At 73.2% G+C, this 16,835-nt stretch carries 17 protein-coding genes; 6 read left to right on the top strand and 11 right to left on the bottom strand.

The window, feature by feature from the left end; translation table 11 throughout:
• The first annotated feature begins 89 nt into the window (after nt 1-89).
• Nucleotides 90-1,433, top strand: a complete 1,344-nt coding sequence (locus ACBI99_RS10100) for an ankyrin repeat domain-containing protein (protein ID WP_375072154.1) — start codon at nt 90-92, stop codon at nt 1,431-1,433.
• 40 nt (nt 1,434-1,473) lie between these two features.
• On the opposite strand, the gene ACBI99_RS10095 is transcribed toward ACBI99_RS10100, so the two are convergent.
• Nucleotides 1,474-2,367 (bottom strand): maleylpyruvate isomerase family mycothiol-dependent enzyme, encoded by an 894-nt coding sequence (locus ACBI99_RS10095; protein ID WP_246647068.1) that lies wholly within the window; start codon nt 2,365-2,367, stop codon nt 1,474-1,476.
• Nucleotides 2,367-2,924: a sigma-70 family RNA polymerase sigma factor gene (locus tag ACBI99_RS10090; RefSeq protein ID WP_219519328.1), complete on the bottom strand. Its 558-nt coding sequence runs from the start codon at nt 2,922-2,924 to the stop codon at nt 2,367-2,369. Before ACBI99_RS10090 ends, ACBI99_RS10095 begins: the two co-directional genes overlap by 1 nt.
• 169 nt (nt 2,925-3,093) lie before the next feature.
• On the opposite strand from ACBI99_RS10090, the gene ACBI99_RS10085 reads away from it, so the two are divergent.
• The 4 genes from ACBI99_RS10085 to ACBI99_RS10070 are packed head-to-tail and all read left to right on the top strand — an operon-like array spanning nt 3,094 to nt 7,583.
• Nucleotides 3,094-3,519, top strand: coding sequence for an OsmC family protein (locus ACBI99_RS10085; RefSeq protein WP_219519331.1), 426 nt, complete (start codon nt 3,094-3,096; stop codon nt 3,517-3,519).
• Nucleotides 3,520-3,552: 33 nt separating this feature from the next.
• Nucleotides 3,553-5,673, top strand: a complete 2,121-nt coding sequence (gene glgX, locus ACBI99_RS10080; protein WP_375072153.1) for a glycogen debranching protein GlgX — start codon at nt 3,553-3,555, stop codon at nt 5,671-5,673.
• A 30-nt stretch (nt 5,674-5,703) separates the two neighbouring features.
• Complete coding sequence (locus tag ACBI99_RS10075) at nt 5,704-6,423, top strand: pyrimidine reductase family protein (RefSeq protein WP_375072152.1); 720 nt, start codon at nt 5,704-5,706, stop codon at nt 6,421-6,423.
• On the top strand, nt 6,420-7,583 hold the full coding sequence (locus ACBI99_RS10070) for an ATP-dependent DNA ligase (protein ID WP_375072151.1): 1,164 nt from the start codon (nt 6,420-6,422) through the stop codon (nt 7,581-7,583). The genes ACBI99_RS10075 and ACBI99_RS10070 overlap by 4 nt, the downstream gene beginning before the upstream one ends.
• Here ACBI99_RS10070 and ACBI99_RS10065 read toward each other — a convergent pair.
• The 3 genes from ACBI99_RS10065 to ACBI99_RS10055 form a co-directional block, all read right to left on the bottom strand.
• Complete coding sequence (locus tag ACBI99_RS10065; RefSeq protein ID WP_375072150.1) at nt 7,580-8,800, bottom strand: beta-ketoacyl-[acyl-carrier-protein] synthase family protein; 1,221 nt, start codon at nt 8,798-8,800, stop codon at nt 7,580-7,582. The genes ACBI99_RS10070 and ACBI99_RS10065 overlap by 4 nt on opposite strands.
• A gap of 474 nt (nt 8,801-9,274) precedes the next feature.
• Nucleotides 9,275-9,979: a peptidoglycan editing factor PgeF gene (pgeF, locus tag ACBI99_RS10060; protein ID WP_219518750.1), complete on the bottom strand. Its 705-nt coding sequence runs from the start codon at nt 9,977-9,979 to the stop codon at nt 9,275-9,277.
• Between the two features lie 169 nt (nt 9,980-10,148).
• On the bottom strand, nt 10,149-10,736 hold the full coding sequence (locus tag ACBI99_RS10055; RefSeq protein WP_219518748.1) for a GNAT family N-acetyltransferase: 588 nt from the start codon (nt 10,734-10,736) through the stop codon (nt 10,149-10,151).
• Nucleotides 10,737-10,890: 154 nt separating this feature from the next.
• On the opposite strand from ACBI99_RS10055, the gene ACBI99_RS10050 reads away from it, so the two are divergent.
• Complete coding sequence (locus ACBI99_RS10050; RefSeq protein WP_357589548.1) at nt 10,891-11,778, top strand: tetratricopeptide repeat protein; 888 nt, start codon at nt 10,891-10,893, stop codon at nt 11,776-11,778.
• Here the strand turns inward: ACBI99_RS10050 and ACBI99_RS10045 are convergent.
• The 6 genes from ACBI99_RS10045 to ACBI99_RS10020 all read right to left on the bottom strand — a co-directional run bounded on the left by ACBI99_RS10045 (nt 11,744) and on the right by ACBI99_RS10020 (nt 16,775).
• Entirely contained in the window at nt 11,744-12,970 is a 1,227-nt protein-coding gene (locus tag ACBI99_RS10045; RefSeq protein ID WP_375072149.1) for a low temperature requirement protein A, read from the bottom strand. The two genes, ACBI99_RS10050 and ACBI99_RS10045, sit on opposite strands and share 35 nt — an antisense overlap.
• Before the next feature lie 148 nt (nt 12,971-13,118).
• The gene (locus ACBI99_RS10040) at nt 13,119-13,520 is read right to left on the bottom strand and encodes an RNHCP domain-containing protein (protein ID WP_219518742.1); all 402 of its coding nucleotides are present in this window, start codon (nt 13,518-13,520) and stop codon (nt 13,119-13,121) included.
• Between the two features lie 11 nt (nt 13,521-13,531).
• On the bottom strand, nt 13,532-13,891 hold the full coding sequence (locus ACBI99_RS10035) for an RNHCP domain-containing protein (protein WP_219518740.1): 360 nt from the start codon (nt 13,889-13,891) through the stop codon (nt 13,532-13,534).
• A gap of 210 nt (nt 13,892-14,101) precedes the next feature.
• Nucleotides 14,102-15,097, bottom strand: coding sequence for a non-homologous end-joining DNA ligase (ligD, locus tag ACBI99_RS10030; protein ID WP_219518737.1), 996 nt, complete (start codon nt 15,095-15,097; stop codon nt 14,102-14,104).
• Between the two features lie 208 nt (nt 15,098-15,305).
• Nucleotides 15,306-15,707: a peptide-methionine (R)-S-oxide reductase MsrB gene (gene msrB / locus ACBI99_RS10025; RefSeq protein ID WP_219518735.1), complete on the bottom strand. Its 402-nt coding sequence runs from the start codon at nt 15,705-15,707 to the stop codon at nt 15,306-15,308.
• 309 nt (nt 15,708-16,016) lie between these two features.
• Nucleotides 16,017-16,775, bottom strand: a complete 759-nt coding sequence (locus ACBI99_RS10020; protein WP_375072148.1) for a hypothetical protein — start codon at nt 16,773-16,775, stop codon at nt 16,017-16,019.
• Nucleotides 16,776-16,835 lie beyond the last annotated feature (60 nt).

Here is a 16,835-nt window from a genome sequence, read left to right as displayed (position 1 = left end):
CCGCTCACCCCCTTCCTGTGCGTATCAGTTGGTGACACGGGCCCCGGCTTGGTCCCGCGGCGCGGCCGGGCCAGGCTAGGGTCCCTGTCATGCATGAGGAACAGCTCTACCGGGCGGCGTTGAACGGCGAGACCGAGGCGGTGGGCGAGCTGCTCGCCCAGGGGGCCGATCCCAACGTGGCCAGCGAGGGCGCGGACGAGGAGGGCGGGCTGCCGCTGTGCGCGGCGGCCGCCTGGGACCGGGTGGAGACCGCCGGGGCGCTGCTGGCGGCCGGCGCGGAGGCCGACGGCCGGGAGAGCGGCGGCTGGACGGCGCTGATGTGGGCCGCCGCCAACGGCAGCGCCGACACGGCGCGGGTGCTGATCGAGGCGGGCGCCGACGTCGACGCCGTCAACGAGTCCGGCGACACGCCGCTGTCGCTGGCGGCCCGGCGCGGCGCGCTGGGCGTGGTGCGTGAGCTGCTGGCGGCGGGCGCCGACCCGGAGAAGTACGACGGCGACGGCGACACGCCGCTGGACATCGCGGCCGACTGGCTGGGCGTGCACCTGGAGAGCGCGCTGCTCGACCAGATCGGGCAGGATGACTGGGAGTACGTGGTGGCGCGGCAGTTCGCCAAGGACGGCACCGAGCTGGTGACGGTGGCGGGCCGCTCGGCCGACGGGTCGCAGAGCGAGCAGGTGCAGGCGCAGCGCGGCCACGCGGCGATCGCGACGCTGCTGGAGGACGCGGCGGGCGTCTACACGCCGATCGACCGGCTGGTGGCGCGCGCGCTGGCGCACCGCGACGTGGACGAGGACGCCGAGACGTGGTGGGTGGTGGCCGACACGCTGGGCAAGCGGGCCGACGACGAGACGTACGAGGCGCTGGCGAAGCTGTGCGTGAGCGAGGACGCCAGGGAGCGTGAGTTCGGCGTCGACGCGATCGCCCAGTTCGGCGTGACGAGCGAGGACAAGCCCTATCTGGAGCGCACGCTGCCGCTGCTGCAGAAGATGACGACCACCGAGGGCAACCCTCAGGTGCTGCGCTCGGTGCTGGCCGCGCTGGGCCACACGGGCGATCCGAGGGCGCTGCCGCAGGTGCTCGACGTCATCGGCCGTCCGGGTCACAAGCGCACGATGACCGACGCGATCGCGCTGGCCGACGTGCTGCCGCCGGATCACGCCGAGGGGCTGGCGCTGCTCATCGACATGACGCGCGACGACGAGACCGAGGTGCGTGACTGGGCCACGGCGGGGCTGGCCGGGCTGGACGCCGACACGCCGCAGATCCGCGACGCGCTGGCGGCCCGGCTCGACGACGCCGACCTGCGCACGGTGGCCGAGGCGACGCGGGGGCTGCGGGCGCGCGGCGACGAGCGGGCGCAGCAGGGCGCCAAGCGGGTGCTGGAGGAGTCCGACGACCCGTACGCCGTGGAGCTGGTCACCGAGGCCTGAGCCGGGCCCTGTAAAGCCTCTCAGGAGCTCTCAGCGCCCCTCAGGGGCCTGACAGGGCGGGTGCGGTGGCGAGGACGTCGCGGGCCAGCGCCCGGTCGCCGGTCAGCTCGGCGGGGAAGCTCGCCGGGTCGCCGCGTCCGCCCAGCAGGAAGCAGAACGCGACCACGTCCGCCGTGATGCCCGCGTCGGGCTCGGCGGGCGGGGCGGGGTCCTCGACGCCGAGGGCGACGTTCCACTCGCCGCCGCCGGGCCCGGTGAGGGTGACGCGCACGCCGCGCCCGGACGCGTCCAGGCCCGACAGCAGCATCGTCCACGGCAGCAGCCGGGCGCACAGGTCGGCGACCGGGTGGATGTGGCCGGGCAGCGGGTGCGGCAGGCTGACGCGGGCGGTGCGGGCGGCGTCGTCGGTGTGCACCCACGTCTCCAGCATCCTGGCCAGCACGTGGTCGGCGGCGGGCGCCTCCAGGCCGTCGAGGGTGGCGGGGGTGCCGGCGGGCAGGCCGGCGAGGTGGCGGCAGAGCGCGTCGGCCTGCGCCCGCCAGTCCCTGCGGGTCTGCTCGGGGTCGCGGGAGCGCTCGTACGCCTGTACGTGCGCGGTGCGGGTGGCCGAGTCGGCGGCGGTGAGCTCGGGCCCCAGGACGGGCGCGCCGACGGAGGCGGCGAGCAGGCCGTCCTTGGCGGCCAGGTGCGCGACGAGTTCCTGGAGCGTCCAGCCTTCGACGATCACGCGGGACCAGTCGTCGTCCACGGCCGAGGCGAGCAGCGCGTCCAGGGCGGCCACGCGGCCGGCGTACGGCTCGGCCCAGGGCGCGGTGGGGGCAGCGGGCCGGCGCCGCGCCCTGGCCCCGGCCAGCAGTTGCGGACGCAGCGTGCCCGTGGGCTCCACCGGGTCCTCGAGCAGCGCGTCCAGGTACAGACGCTCGAGCGGCTCCATCACACCTCTTCCTCTGCCAGCGCGCCGGCCAGGCGGCGCAGCGCCAGCCGGATGCGCGACTTGGCCGTGCCCTCGGGCACGCCCAGTTCCTCCCCCACCTGCCGGTACGTCCTGCCGCCGAAGTAGGCGAGCTCGACCGCCTCGCGCAGGGCGTCGGGTAACGCCGTGACCGCCTGCCGCACCCGTTCGGCCTGGTCGGCGGCGAGCACCGTGTCCTCCAGCCGGTCGGGCGCCCGTTCGAACAGGCGGGGGCCGAGCGTGGAGACGCGGCGGCGCTCCTCGGCGCGCACGTGGTCGACGGCGCGGCGGTGGGCGATCGTGGCGAGCCAGGCGCGCAGCGTCCCCCGGCCCGGGTCGTAGGCCAGCGGGCGCTCCCAGAAGATGAGGAACACCTCCTGCGTGATGTCCTCGGCGATCACCCGGTCCCGCGTGACGCGCAGGGAGAGACCGAAGATCAGCGAGGAGAGCCGATCGTAGATCTCCCCGAGCGCGGCCTCGTCGCCGCCGACCACCCGCTGGTGCAGCAGGCGGTCGTCGTACGGTGCCTCCACTGGCACCACACTCCCGTGATCCGGACCTAGGCGGCGGGTGTGCCGCGACCCGAGCATGTCACTATTCGCCGGAAAAGGGCAGACGGATGTCGGAGCCCGGCGCGCCCGCCGGGCCGGGATAGTGTCAGAAGACACCACGAGTCGTCGCACGTCCAGAAGCAGAGGGAGCACATTCATGGCCACCACGCGCACCGCCACGACCGAGTGGAAGGGGGCCCTGCTCGACGGGTCCGGCACCGTCTCGCTCGACACGTCCGGGGTGGGCACGTTCGAGGTGTCCTGGCCGTCCAGGGCCGAGGCGCCGGCCGGCCGGACGTCGCCGGAGGAGCTCATCGCCGCCGCGCACTCCTCGTGCTTCTCCATGGCGCTCTCGCACGCCCTGGCGGGCGCCGGCACGCCGCCGGAGTCGCTGCGGACCAGCGCCGACGTCACCTTCCAGCCGGGCGAGGGCATCACCGGCATCGTGCTCACCGTGCAGGGCCGGGTGCCGGGGATCGACGCCGCGCAGTTCCAGGAGGCGGCCGAGACGGCCAAGGCGAACTGCCCGGTCAGCAAGGCGCTCGCGGGCACCACGATCAGCTTGCGCGCCGAACTCCTGTAGCGGGACCGCGATCGCGTGCGACAATCGGGTCACATGCGCGAAGTCTGGCCGGGCGAACCTTATCCACTCGGTGGCACCTGGGACGGCGTGGGCACCGGTTTCTCGGTGTTCTCCGAGGTGGCCGAGCGGGTCGAGCTGTGCCTGTTCCACGACGACGGCTCCGAGGAGCGGATCGACCTGCCCGAGGTCGACGGGTTCGTCTGGCACGGCTACCTGCCCGGGATCATGCCGGGGCAGCGCTACGGCTACCGGGTGCACGGCCCCTACCAGCCGGCCCAGGGCTACCGGTGCAACCCGGCCAAGCTGCTGCTCGACCCCTACGCCAAGGCCGTCGACGGCGAGCTGACGTGGAACGAGGCGCTGTTCCCCTACCACTTCACCGATCCGTCGCGGCCCAACTCGGCCGACAGCGCGCCGTACATGCCGAAGAACGTGGTGATCAACCCGTTCTTCGAGTGGGGCAACGACCGGTCGCCGCGGGTCCCGTACCACCAGAGCGTGATCTACGAGGCGCACGTGCGGGGGCTGACGATGCGCCACCCCGGCGTGCCCGAGGACCTGCGCGGGACGTACGCGGGGATGGGGCATCCGGCGATCATCGACCATCTGGTGTCGCTCGGCGTGACGGCGGTCGAGCTGATGCCGGTGCACCACTACATGCCCGAGCACTTCCTGGTGGCGCGCGGGCTGACGAACTACTGGGGCTACAACACGATGGCCTACCTGGCCCCGCACGGCGGCTACTCCAGCTCCGGCACGCGGGGCGAGCAGGTGCCGGAGTTCAAGGCGATGGTGCGGGCGCTGCACGAGGCGGGCATCGAGGTGATCCTCGACGTGGTCTACAACCACACCGCCGAGGGTGACCACATGGGGCCGACGCTGGGCTTCCGCGGCATCGACAACGCCGCCTACTACCGGCTGCACGACGGCGACCGGCGCTACTACCTGGACTACACCGGGTGCGGCAACTCGCTCAACGTGCGCTCGCCGCACGCGCTGCAGCTCATCATGGACTCGCTGCGCTACTGGGTGCTGGAGATGCACGTCGACGGGTTCCGGTTCGACCTGGCCTCGGCGCTGGCGCGGGAGCTGCACGACGTCGACCGGCTGAGCGCGTTCTTCGACCTGATCCAGCAGGACCCGGTGATCTCGCAGGTCAAGCTGATCGCCGAGCCGTGGGACGTGGGGCCCGGCGGCTACCAGGTGGGCAACTTCCCTCCGCTGTGGACCGAATGGAACGGCAAGTACCGCGACACCGTGCGCGACTTCTGGCGGGGGACGCACTCGGCGCTGCCGGAGTTCGCCTCGCGGCTGACGGGCTCGGCAGACCTGTACGAGACGTCCGGGCGGCGGCCGGTGGCCTCGATCAACTTCGTCACCTGCCACGACGGCTTCACGCTGACGGACCTGGTCTCGTACGACCACAAGCACAACGAGGCCAACTGCGAGGACAACCGCGACGGCACCGACGACAACCGGTCGTGGAACTGCGGGGCCGAGGGGCCGGTCGAGGATCCGCGCATCGTCGGGCTGCGGCACCGGCAGCGGCGCAACTTCCTGGCCACGCTCTTCCTGTCGCAGGGCGTGCCGATGCTCTCCCACGGCGACGAACTGGGCCGGACCCAGCGGGGCAACAACAACGCCTACTGCCAGGACAACGAGATCGCCTGGGTCGACTGGTCGATGCTGCACACCGAGTCGGACCTGCTGGAGTTCGTGCGCAGGCTGTCGCAGCTGCGGCGGGAGCACCCGGTGTTCCAGCGGCGGCGCTTCTTCCACGGGCGGCATTCGGGCAACGGCCTGCGCGACCTGGTGTGGCTGACGCCCGGCGGGGCGGAGATGACGGCGGGCGACTGGCACATCGGCTACGCCAAGTCGCTCATGGTCTACCTCAACGGCGAGGCGATCACCGAGCCGGGGCCGCGCGGGGAGAAGATCACCGACGACTCGTTCCTGCTGCTGATCAACGCCCATCACGAGGACATGACGTTCACGCTGCCGGGCGAGGAGTTCGGCGGCACCTGGATCCCCGAGATCGACACCAGCCACGAGACGCTGGAGAGCGTGTTCGTCGACGAGGGGTGGCGGCCCGGCGACCTGGTGGCGGTCACCTCCCGATCGTTGCAGGTGCTGCGCCAGCCCCGGCATCCATGACTTGTCACAGGCGTGTGCCAAGGTAGAGGGGTGCGTCGCATCCATCCCGACATAGAAGACAATCCCGACATCGAGCGGGCCTACGCCTATCCCGACCGGCCGTGGCTGCGCCTCAACATGGTGGCCAGCGCCGACGGCGGCGCGTGGGTCGAGGGGCTGTCCGGCGGGCTGTCGAGCAAGGGCGACCGGCGCGTCTTCGGGGTGCTGCGCGGGCTGGCCGACGTGATCGTGGCGGGCGCCGCCACCGTCCGGGCCGAGGGCTACGGCGCGGTCCGGCCGCGCGAGTCGTGGCGCGAGATGCGGGCGGGCCGGCCCGCCGCGCCGCCCATCGCGGTGATCACCCGCAGCCTCGGCCTCGACCTGGCCGGGCCGCTGTTCGACGGCGGCGTCAGCCGGACCATCGTCGTCACCTGCGAGAGCGCGCCCGCCGAGCGGCGCAAGGCCGCCGCCGAGGTCGCCGACGTCATCGTGGCCGGCGAGGAGTCCGTCGACCTGGCCGCCGCCCTGGCCGCGCTGCACGAGCGCGGCCTGACCCGGGTGCTGTGCGAGGGCGGGCCGCTGGTCAACGCCCAGCTCGCCGCCGCCGGGCTCGTCGACGAGCTGTGCCTGACCGTCAGCCCGGCGCTGATCGGCGGCGACGCGGCGCGCATCCTCAACGGCGCGCCGTCACACGTCAAGCTTGAGCTCAGCCAGGTGCTGGAAGAGGAGGGGGTCCTCTTCTGCCGCTACACGAAGGAGTCTGGCCCATGACAGAGCCGACCGCGCCACGGGGGAAGAAGGCGGCCAAGGAGCCGGAGCCGATCCCGGACCTCGACCTGCCCGTGCGCCCGCCGGTCGCGCCGATGCTGGCCAAGCCGGTCAAGGCGATGCCCAAGCAGGACGGCAACCTGTTCTACGAGCCGAAGTGGGACGGGTTCCGGTGCATCGTGTTCCGCGACGGCGACGAGGTCTATCTCGGCAGCCGCAACGAGCGGCCGTTCACCCGCTACTTCCCGGAGCTGGTGGAGGCCGCCAAGGCGGAGCTGCCCGACCGGTGCGTGGTCGACGGCGAGATCGTGCTGCCGCGCGGGTCGCACCTCGACTTCGAGGCGCTGCAGCAGCGCATCCATCCGGCGGCGTCGCGGGTCAAGATGCTGTCGGAGCAGACGCCCGCCTCGTTCGTCGCCTTCGACCTGCTGGCCCTGGGTGACGAGTCGTTCATGGAGACGCCGTTCGCGGAGCGCCGGCGGCGGCTGGTCGAGATATTTCCCGAAAAAGGCGGATCCGTCCGGCTCACTCCGGTGACGACGGACGACGCCCAGGCCGCCGAGTGGTTCGACATGTTCGAGGGCGCCGGGCTCGACGGCATCATCGTCAAACCCGGCGGCCAGCCCTACATCCCCGACAAGCGGACCATGTTCAAGGTCAAGCACGAGCGCACCGCCGACGTGGTCATCGCCGGCTACCGCGAGCACAAGAGCGGCCCGATCGTCGGCTCCATCCTGCTCGGCCTCTACGGCGACGACGGCCGCCTGCACCACGTGGGCGTGGCGGCCTCGTTCCCCATGGCGCGGCGGGCCGAGCTCGTCGAGGAGCTGCGACCGTACATCGCCGAGCTGTCGGAGCACCCGTGGGGCCACTGGGCCGAGCAGGCCGCCGCCGGCATCGGCCAGCCCGCCGCCACCCCGGCCACCGGCGGGCAGCGGGTGCCGGGCGCGATCTCGCGGTGGAACGCCAAGAAGGACCTGTCGTTCATCCCGCTGCGGCCCGAGCTGGTGATCGAGGTGGCCTACGACCAGATGGAGGGCGACCGGTTCCGCCACACCGCCCAGTGGCGGCGGCTGCGGCCCGACCGCACCCCCGAGTCGTGCACGTACGAGCAGCTCGACCGGCCCGTCTCCTACGACCTGGACGACATCCTCGCCCGCTAGGCGGTGAAGGCCAGGCTGGCGTTGTGCCCGCCGAAGCCGAAGGAGTTGACCATCGCCGCCCGCCACCGGCCCCGGCGGGCGGCGCCCGCCACCAGGTCGAGCTTCACCTCGGGGTCCGGGTCGGCCAGGTTGCGCACGGCGGGGATCACCCCCTCGCGCAGCGACAGGATCGCCGCGATCGCCGCCAGCGAACCCGAGGCGCCGCACAGGTGACCGGTCATCGACTTGACCGCGGTGACGGCCGGGTGGACGCCCACGGCCTCGGCGATCGACGCGCTCTCCGTCAGGTCGCCCGTCGGCGTGGAGGTCGCGTGCGCGCTGACGTGGCCGACGTCCAGCGGGCTCAGCCCGGCCGAGTCCAGCGCCAGCCGCATCGCGCGCACCTGGCCCTCCGCCGTGCCCGCCGTGATGTGATGGGCGTCGGAGCTGGTGCCCGCGCCCGCCAGCGTGGCGTGCGCACGGGCGCCGCGCCCCGCCTCGAACCCCTCACGCTCCAGCACCAGCACCGCCGCGCCCTCCCCGAGCACGAACCCGTCCCGCGCCGCGTCGAACGGCCGCGACGCCTCCTCCGGCGGGCCGTCGAACCGCGACAACGCCCTCGCCTGCGCGAACCCCGCCAGCGTGAGCGGATGCACGCACGCCTCCGCGCCACCCGCGACCACCACGTCGGCGCGGCCCAGCCGGATCAGGTCCAGGCCCATCGCGATCGCCTCCGCCCCGGACGCGCAGGCGCTCACCGGCGTGTACGCGCCCGCCCGCGCGCCCAGCTCGATGCTCACCACGGCGGCTGCGGCGTTGGGCATGAGCATCGGGACCGTGTACGGCGACACCTTGCGCGGGCCGGACGCCTCCATCAAGTCGTCCTGCGCCAGCAACGTCAGCACCCCGCCGACGCCCGTGCCGATCACCACGGCCAGCCGCTCCGGCTCCACCTCCGGCGCGCCCGCGTCCGCCCACGCCTCCCGCGCCGCGACCAGCGCCGCCTGCTGGCAGCGGTCCAGCCGCCGGGCCGGCACCCGGCCCAGCACCTCGGCCGGGTCGACGCTCATCCGGGCGGCGATCCGCACCGGCAGGCCGGCCGCCCACTCCTCCTCGACCAGCGCGGCGCCGGAGCGCCCCGCCAGCATCGCGGCCCACGTGGAGGCCACGTCACCACCCAGCGGGGTGGTCGCTCCCAGGCCGGTGACGGATGCGCCCGCGGTCAACGTGTCATGCACGAGGTGTCCCCTTTCGTCCTGCCGTCCACGCTGTCAGGACGCGCCCGTACGGGGAGGCGTGAAGATCGACGAAAAACCGCCGCCGTCTTTGTCGCCCCCGGACCGACGCCCACCACGGCCCTGCGGGGCCCGGCCACCGGGACGGCACCCGCCGAGGGCTGACCGCCACCGGGCACCCGGCGAGCGCTCAGGAAGGGCCGCCGGTCCCCCAGGGCGGGCACCGCGCGAGCGCCCAGATAGGGCCGCCGCCGGTCTCTCGGGGCGGGCACCGAGCGGGCGCTCAGGAGGGTCGCCGCCGGGCGCGCGGGGACGGCGACCCCGGGCGCACGGAGGTCGACGGCGGGCGCTCAGGGCGCTCAAGGGCACGCGGCGGGTGATCGGAGAAGCCCGGCGGCCGCCCAAGGCTCTCGCTGGGAACCGCAGGGTGTTCCGGTGGGGCTCGGTGCTCTCCGGACGGGTGGGAGAGCGGCGGGGTCAGGTGAGCCAGATGAGGCCGGCGAAGCGGCCGGGGTCGTGGCGGCGGTGGGAGTAGAGGTCGGCGGTCTCGATGGTGCAGCGGTCGTCGTGGCGGACGTCGGCGACGCCGGCCTCGCGGAGCTGGGCCTCGATGCCGGCGCGCAGGTCGAGCGCCGGGGTGCCCCAGGAGGTGGTGGAGCGCGTCTGCGGCACGGTGGCGGCGACGCGGTCGCGCAGCTCGGCGGGCACCTCGTAGCAGCGGCCGCAGGCTCCGGGCCCGATCAGCGCGGCCATCCGGGCGGGCACGGCGCCCTTGCCGGCCATCGCGGCGACCAGGGCGGCGGCGATGCCCGCCTCGGTGCCGGGCCGGCCGGAGTGGGCGGCGCCCACCATGCGCGCGACCGGGTCGGCCACGAGCACGGCCGGGCAGTCGGCGCCGAGCGAGGCGAGCGCGAGGCCGGGCTCGGTGGTGAACACGCCGTCGACGGGCGGCGGGTCGTCGCCGAACGGCTCGCTCACGTACGCGATCTCGGCGCCGTGCACCTGGCGCATGAACACGATCGCGCGCACGCCGAGCTCGGCGGCCACGCCGGCGCGGTTGGCGCGGACGGCGGCGGGGTCGTCGCCGGTGCCGCCGCCGAGGTTGCGGGTGCCGTGCGGGCCGGCGCTGACGCCGCCGTGGCGGTCGGTGACGGCGACGTGCACGCCGGGGACCAGCTCCATGCCCCCGATCCTATGACCCGCCGGGCCCGCGCCCGGAAGGCCGGGTTCCCCGGGCGTGAGGAGTGCGCCTGACGGGCCTGGACGACCCGCACGCGCTCATGGCCCGGCGCGGGTGTCCGGCGGTGCGGGCGGCGCCCGCCTCGGCGGCCCGGTGTGCCCGGGCTGTGGGCTAGGGGCGGCGGCGGGGGGACGAGCCGGGGCCGCCGGGGCCGGAGCCGCGCGGGATCACGTCGGGCGCCCGGCCGAGGGCGATCGACATGTGCACCTCGTCGTAGCGTTCGCGGCCCACTTCGACCACGTTCGGCAGGCGGCCCCACTCGGTGAAGCCGAGCTCCTCGTACAGCTCGATGGCGCCGTGGTTGTTGCCGCGCACGCTGAGCGTGAGCGTCTCCAGCCCGGCGGCGCGGGCGCCGGCCGTGAGCGCGGAGACGACGAGCCTGCCGAGGCCCAGGCCGCGCGCCGACGGGTGGGCCATGATCTTGGCGACCTCGGCGGTGCGGGTGAACACGGCGTGCGGGGAGCGCCGCCACAGACCCATCGCCTGGACCGTGCCGTCCACGCGGGCCAGGGCGAGGCGGGCGTCGCCGTCCCTGACGGCCTTGAGCACCTCCTCCAGCCAGGGGTCGGTCTGCTCGCGGCCGGGGGGCTCCGGGTAGCCGATGGCTCCGCCGAGCCCGGCGACGGCGTGCATCACGCGGTGGACGGCGGACTGGAGCTCTTCGTCGGCGGAATCCGGCCAGGTGAGGTCAATGCGCACAGTTGGCCATTATGTCGGGATTTTTCGCCGTAATCGGCTTTACGGTCGGGGTGCGGGCGGTCGATTCGGCCCGCCACCGGCGCGATCACCGGCGTACGCGATCAGCCCCGGAAAAGCCGATCGTGATGCGTATGTCGCGCGATAGATTGCGCTCATGAGCGAGGGGATCATGCCGGAGCTGCCGGAGCTGACGGGGTTGTCCGAGGCGGCGGCCCAGTCGCGGGCCTCGGTGCTGCGCAGCCGCGCCGAGTCGTACATCGCGCTGGGGCGGCACGACGCGGCGATCGCGGACCTGACCGAGTCGATCGCGCTCGTGCCCGGCAACGCGCGGGCCTGGCGGCTGCGCGGGGAGAGCCACCGGATCGTCGAGCGGTTCGAGGCGGCGGTGGCCGACTTCGACGAGGCGCTGCGGCTGGAGCCCGACAGCTCCTACGCGCTGGGCTCGCGAGGCCAGGCGTACGCGTCGATGGGCCGGATGGAGGAGGCCATGGCCGACTTCGAGCACGCGCTGACGCTCTCGCCCGAGTCGCTGTGGATCCTGGAGGCCAAGGCCGACGCGCTGGCCGACCTGGACCGGTTCGACGAGGCGCTGGACGAGCACGCCAAGATCATCGCGCTGAACGAGGAGCTGGCCTACTCGTGGCTGGCCCGCGGCGACCTCTACCAGCGGATGGGCCTGTATGCCGAGGCCATCTCCGACTACGGCCGCGCCCTGGAGGCCGACCCCGACTACGTCCGGGCGTTGAGCAGGCGCGGCGAGGCGCTGCGCATGATCGACCGTTACGAGGAGGCGCTGGCCGACCTCAACCGGGCCGTCGAGCTCGACCCCGACAACGACCGGGCGCTGGGCAGCCGGGGCGCGGTGCTGAGCGAGCTGGGCGACAACGAGGCGGCGCTGAAGGACCTGAACCGGGCCGTCGAGCTGGACGAGGAGTACATCTGGGCCTACCGGGTGCGCGGCGAGATCCTTCAGGACCTCGACCGGCACGAGGAGGCCGTCGCCGACTTCACCCGCGCCCTGCATCTGGAGTTCGGCGACTGACCGCCGGGGGCCGGCGGCCGATCGCGACGACGGTGACGATCAGCAGCACGCAGGCGGCCGCGATCCCCGCGACCACGGCCGACACCCCCGCCCGGGGCGCCGCGAGCGGCAGCAGCAGGATGACCAGGGCGTACGCGAGCACCACGGCCGGATGGGTGACGCGGGCGCGCACGACGGTCCCGTGGATCAGCCGGAACAGGACGAGGAACACCGCGGCCGGGATCGCGACGGCGTAGCCGATGGCCAGGGGCGTGGCGGTGACGTCGTGCCCGGTCTGCTCGGCGGCCACCTCCAGCCCGGCGCCGAGCGCGGCCAGCGCGGCGAACACGCCGTAATGCCCGTACCCCCACAGATAGGACAGATGGGGGCGCTCCTCCAGCCCCTCGCCCGCGGGCAGGAGGAAGTAGATCCACCACAGCGCGAACAGCAGCACGAGCCCCGAGACGGCCATGACGACCAGGGGCGCGCTCGTCCGGGCCGCCGCCAGCGCGCCCGCGACGCCCCGGGTCGTGGCCAGGACGCTCTCACCGAGCAGGATGATCGTGAACAGCCCGTAGCGTTCGGCGATGTGGTGCGGATGCCAGTGGGTCCGGCCGGCGCGTTCGGCCCAGACCGGCACCGCCAGCTCGGCGGCGGCCAGCGCGACGAACAGCGGCAGCCGCGCCCCCTCCGGCACCGCGCCCGCCTCCACGAGGACGAGACGCAGCACCCACCCCGCCTGCACGACCGTGATGCCCGCCGCGTAGCGCAGCGCGGTGCGGCGGCCCGCCGGGTCCTCGACGGCGGCGCGCACCCACTGGGCGACCAGCGCGATGCGCATGATGAAGTAGCCGAGCGTGACCGCGCCGAAGTCGGCGTGGTCGGCGGCGGCCGGCACCCCGGCGGCGAGCACGAGCACGCCGCCCATCTGCACCATCGTGAGCAGCCGGTAGGGCACGTCGTCGGTGTCGTAGGCCGAGGCGAACCAGGTGAAGTTCATCCACGCCCACCAGATCGCGAAGAACACCTGGAGGAACAGGACCAGCCCGGGCAGCGCGTGGCCGTCGGCCACGGCGTGGGCGAACTGCGCGGTGGCGGCCGCGATCGCCACCACGAACGTGAGGTCGAACAGCAACTCCAGCTCGCTCGCCGCGCGGTGCGGCTCGTCGACCGCCCGGGGGCGCATCCTGACGCGGATCTCCCGTGCCTTCATGCCCCTTCCCTCCCCGGAGAAGCGGCCGGTGAAAGGTTCCCTCCCGGGTGAAGCGGCCGATGAAAGGTTCCCTCCCCGGGGGAGCGGCCCGTGAAAGGCGGAAGGCACGGAACCCTTCGTCATGGGTCCCGTGCCTTCCTGCGGCGCGCTACAGCGTGAGCAGCGCGTTGACCGGCAGGCGCCGGTCCGACAGCGGGCGCATCGCGATGCGGAGCAGCGCGAGCGCGTTGTCGTCGCCCGCGATGCGGTTGGCGCTGAGCCCGCCGCACGACTGGCAGTGGTGGATGATCAGCCACTCCCCGTCGTGCCGCACGGACACGCTCAGCGCCGCCATCCGCCCGCGGCAGCCCGCCCGCCGGTCACCGGGGACGCGGTGGTCGACGTGCAGGCTCGTCAGACAGTGCGGGCAGTGGTTGCGGTGCGCGGTGCCCGGCGCGAGGACGGGCACGTCGAGGCGGCAGCCGACGCATCGGAACGCGTCGCCCGGCTCGCCGTGACGGACGTCCTTGCGCCGCTGCGGCCTGCGCGGGTCCGGTTTCCTGCGTGGCATGTCCGCTCCCGTCACAGGTCGCCGAACGTTTCCAGCGGAAACGGCGGCTGAGCGAGCGGGCGTACGGCCATGCGCATGAGGATGAGCTGGTTATCGTCCCCGGAGATCGGGTTGGACGTCAGCTCACCGCACCGGGTGCAGCGGTGGATGATCATCCAGTCGCCGCTGCGCAGCACCGCGATCGAGATCGGGGTCATGCGCGACCGGCACTCGGACGGGCCGCCCTCGGCACGGTCGAGGACATGCAGCGAGTGCAGGCAGCTCGGACAGTGGTTGCGCCGGGTCCCGTCGGGACCGGCTGCGGCCACGGTCAGCCCACAGCGCACGCACGCGAACGTGTCGGTGACGGTACGGATCTTGTTGGTGGACACCCTGGGTTCTCCTTGCCGGAATGGTGCTTGTCGAGCAGCAAGGAAGCGCCGTGCGGGCCTCGCCCCGGGTCAGGGGCAGATGCGGATGACGAAGTGACGAGGCGCGCATGGCGCAGGGCGGAACATCAACTCACCTTCCCAGGGCCGGAGTATGGACGTCGTTCGACACAGCCGCGAGCGTAATGCCCGGGATGCGAGGATCGCCATTCATTATTCGCGGGCCTTGCTGGGCTGGACGCGCTTGGGCTCGCCGGGCATCTTCGGATAGTTGGGCGGATAGGGCATGTCGCCCCGCTCGTCCTTGGCGTAGAGCTCCAGCAGCGGCTCGATCGAGTGGGCGCGGTCGTCGATCGCGGCGTGCACGTCGCCGAGCTCGGCGAAGCGGGCCGGGACCGTGCGGATGTCGAAGTCGCGCGGGTCGGCGTCGGCCAGCTCGTCCCAGGTGAGCGGCGTGGAGACCGGGGCGTGCGGCTGGGCGCGCACCGAGTAGGCGCTGACGACGGTGCGGTCACGGGCGTTCTGGTTGAAGTCGATGAAGACGCGGTCGCCGCGCTCCTCCTTCCACCAGGCGGTGGTCACCAGGCCCGGATCGCGCGCCTCGACGGCCCTGGCGAGCGCGATGCCGGCATGGCGCACCTGGACGAAGTCCCAGCGCGGCTCGATGCGGACCGCGATGTGCGCGCCCCGGTTGCCGGACGTCTTGACGAACCCGGTCATGCCGAGCTCGTCGAGCACCTCGCGGGTCAGCGCGGCGGCCCGGCGGACCGCGCCGAACTCCAGCCCCGGCTGCGGGTCGAGGTCGACGCGCAGCTCGTCGGGATGCTCGACGTCGGCCGCGCGCACCTGCCACGGGTGGAAGTCGATGGTGCCGAGGTTGGCGCAGTAGGCGATCGAGGCCACCTCGGTCACCCGCAGCGAGTCGGCGGTGCGCCCGCTGGGGAAGGTCACGGTGACCGTCCGCAGCCAGTCGGGATGCTTGGGCGGCATCCGCTTCTGGTAGATGGCGTCGTTCTGCACGCCGTCGGGGTGGCGCTTGAGGTTGGTCGGCCGGTCGCGCAGCGCGCGCAGCACCCCGTCGCCCACGCTCACGTAGTATTCGACCAGCTCACGCTTGGTCGCGCCGATCTCCGGAAAGTAGACCTTGTCGGGGTTGGTGACCTTGACGGTCCGCTCCCCCACCTCAAGCTCGATGTACGGCGATGCCATGCGTCACAACCTACCCGGCGCCCCCGACAGAACCCCGGAAGGACGCCGGCTCACCGCACCCGCACCCGGGTCTTCGCACACACGTCGCACCGCTGGGTGACGACACGGCCGATCGTCTCGATCGTCACCCAGCGGTGACGAAAGTGCACAGGACGCACGGGAAATGTTTACCCTGACCCGGCGATCGATACGCGGAGTCGCAGGACGATCACTCCGAGGGGTCGAGCCGGAGCGACACCGAGTTGATGCAGTAGCGCTCGTCGGTCGGCGTCGGATAGCCCTCGCCGCGGAACACGTGCCCCAGGTGCGAGTCGCAGCGGGCACAGCGCACCTCCGTGCGGACCATGCCGTGGCTGCGGTCCTCGATCAGCGTGACGGCGTCGTTCTCCGACGGCTCGTAGAAGCTGGGCCAGCCGCAGTGCGACTCGAACTTCGTGCCGGAGGTGAACAGCTCGGCCCCGCAGGCGCGGCACGTGTAGACGCCCTCGGTCTTCGTGTCGACGTACTCGCCGGTGTACGGCGCCTCGGTGCCCGCCTGCCTGAGCACGCGGAACTCCTCGGGAGAGAGCTGGACCCGCCACTCGGCCTCGCTCTTGACCACCTTGTCCATACGTCCAGGGTACGAGATACGGCAAAAGGAGATCTCCGCAGGGGGAAGCATCCAATCTGGGGCGAAAATGCGTCTTTGACGACAAGGGGGTGTCATCGCCTCCTCCATGGGGTGAGATCACACGCAGGATCGCCCGAGCGGCACAGCCCACGCCCGTGCTGGCGCCGCCGGCGATCGGCCCGGCCGGCCGGGTGGCGCGCCAGCGCCCGGAACGGCCCGCGGGTGATCTCGTGAAGCCCGTCCCGTCGAGCCCCCGGTCCCGCCACCGAGGCGGCTCCGGGACGGGCCCCCATCTGCCCCTCGCCTCCGTCAGCCGGGGGCGGGGTGGGTGACGCGGCAGGTGGTGTCGCCGGGGCCGAGGATGTTGGCGAGTACCGGGTTGCCGTTCTCGCCGAACCTGGCGTGCACGAAGACCACCGGGGCAGCGGTGCCCGTGTCCTGGAGGTAGCTCAGGCCGCGCTCGCACAGGGTGAGGGCCTGCCGGGAGTTGCCCGCCGTTTCCGGCAGGGTGGTGTAGATGCGGAGATATCCGCCGATGGTGCGGATGTCCTTCACGTGGCCCGCCGCCCTGTCGTCCCACCGGCTCCGGAAGTACGTGACCGCGTCATGATCGGTGTGCCTGGACGGATCCCCCTCCGCACCATCCGGCTCGTGGACGGTCCCGCCCGCTCCCTCACCGGGGACGGCCTCACCAGGAGCGCCGGGGTGACCTGCTGGCTCGCCGGAGCCGGTCGCCACGGCCTGGCCCCCGCGCCCGTCCCCGCCGTCCGTGCCGGTCCCCGGCCCCTCCGTGCCCGTCCCTCCTCGGAGGTACGTCTCCGATGGAGCGGGCGGCTGGGCGTACGCATCGTCCGGGGCGGTCGTTGACAGGGGCCCGTGGGCGGTGAGCAGGGCGCCGGTGAGCACGCAACCCGTGAGCGCGGCGAGCGCCGCCACCGCAAGGCCCCACGGCCTGCGCGAGGGGCGCCGACGGCGGCCTCGACGGGCGCGTGGCGTCGCGGCCCCGGTCCGGCCGAAGAGGGACGGCCGCGCGGCGGTGGCGCGGTGGTGACCTGTGCGCTCCTTCACGTGGGCGCTCCCTGGGGCCGGACCCGGCAACTGCCCTGATTGTGACAAACAGGGTGCGGT

The sequence above is a fragment of the Nonomuraea sp. ATR24 genome, assembly GCF_041950485.1.
GTDB classification, from domain to species: domain Bacteria; phylum Actinomycetota; class Actinomycetes; order Streptosporangiales; family Streptosporangiaceae; genus Nonomuraea; species Nonomuraea ceibae.
This window is presented reverse-complemented; position numbering and strand designations above follow the sequence as displayed.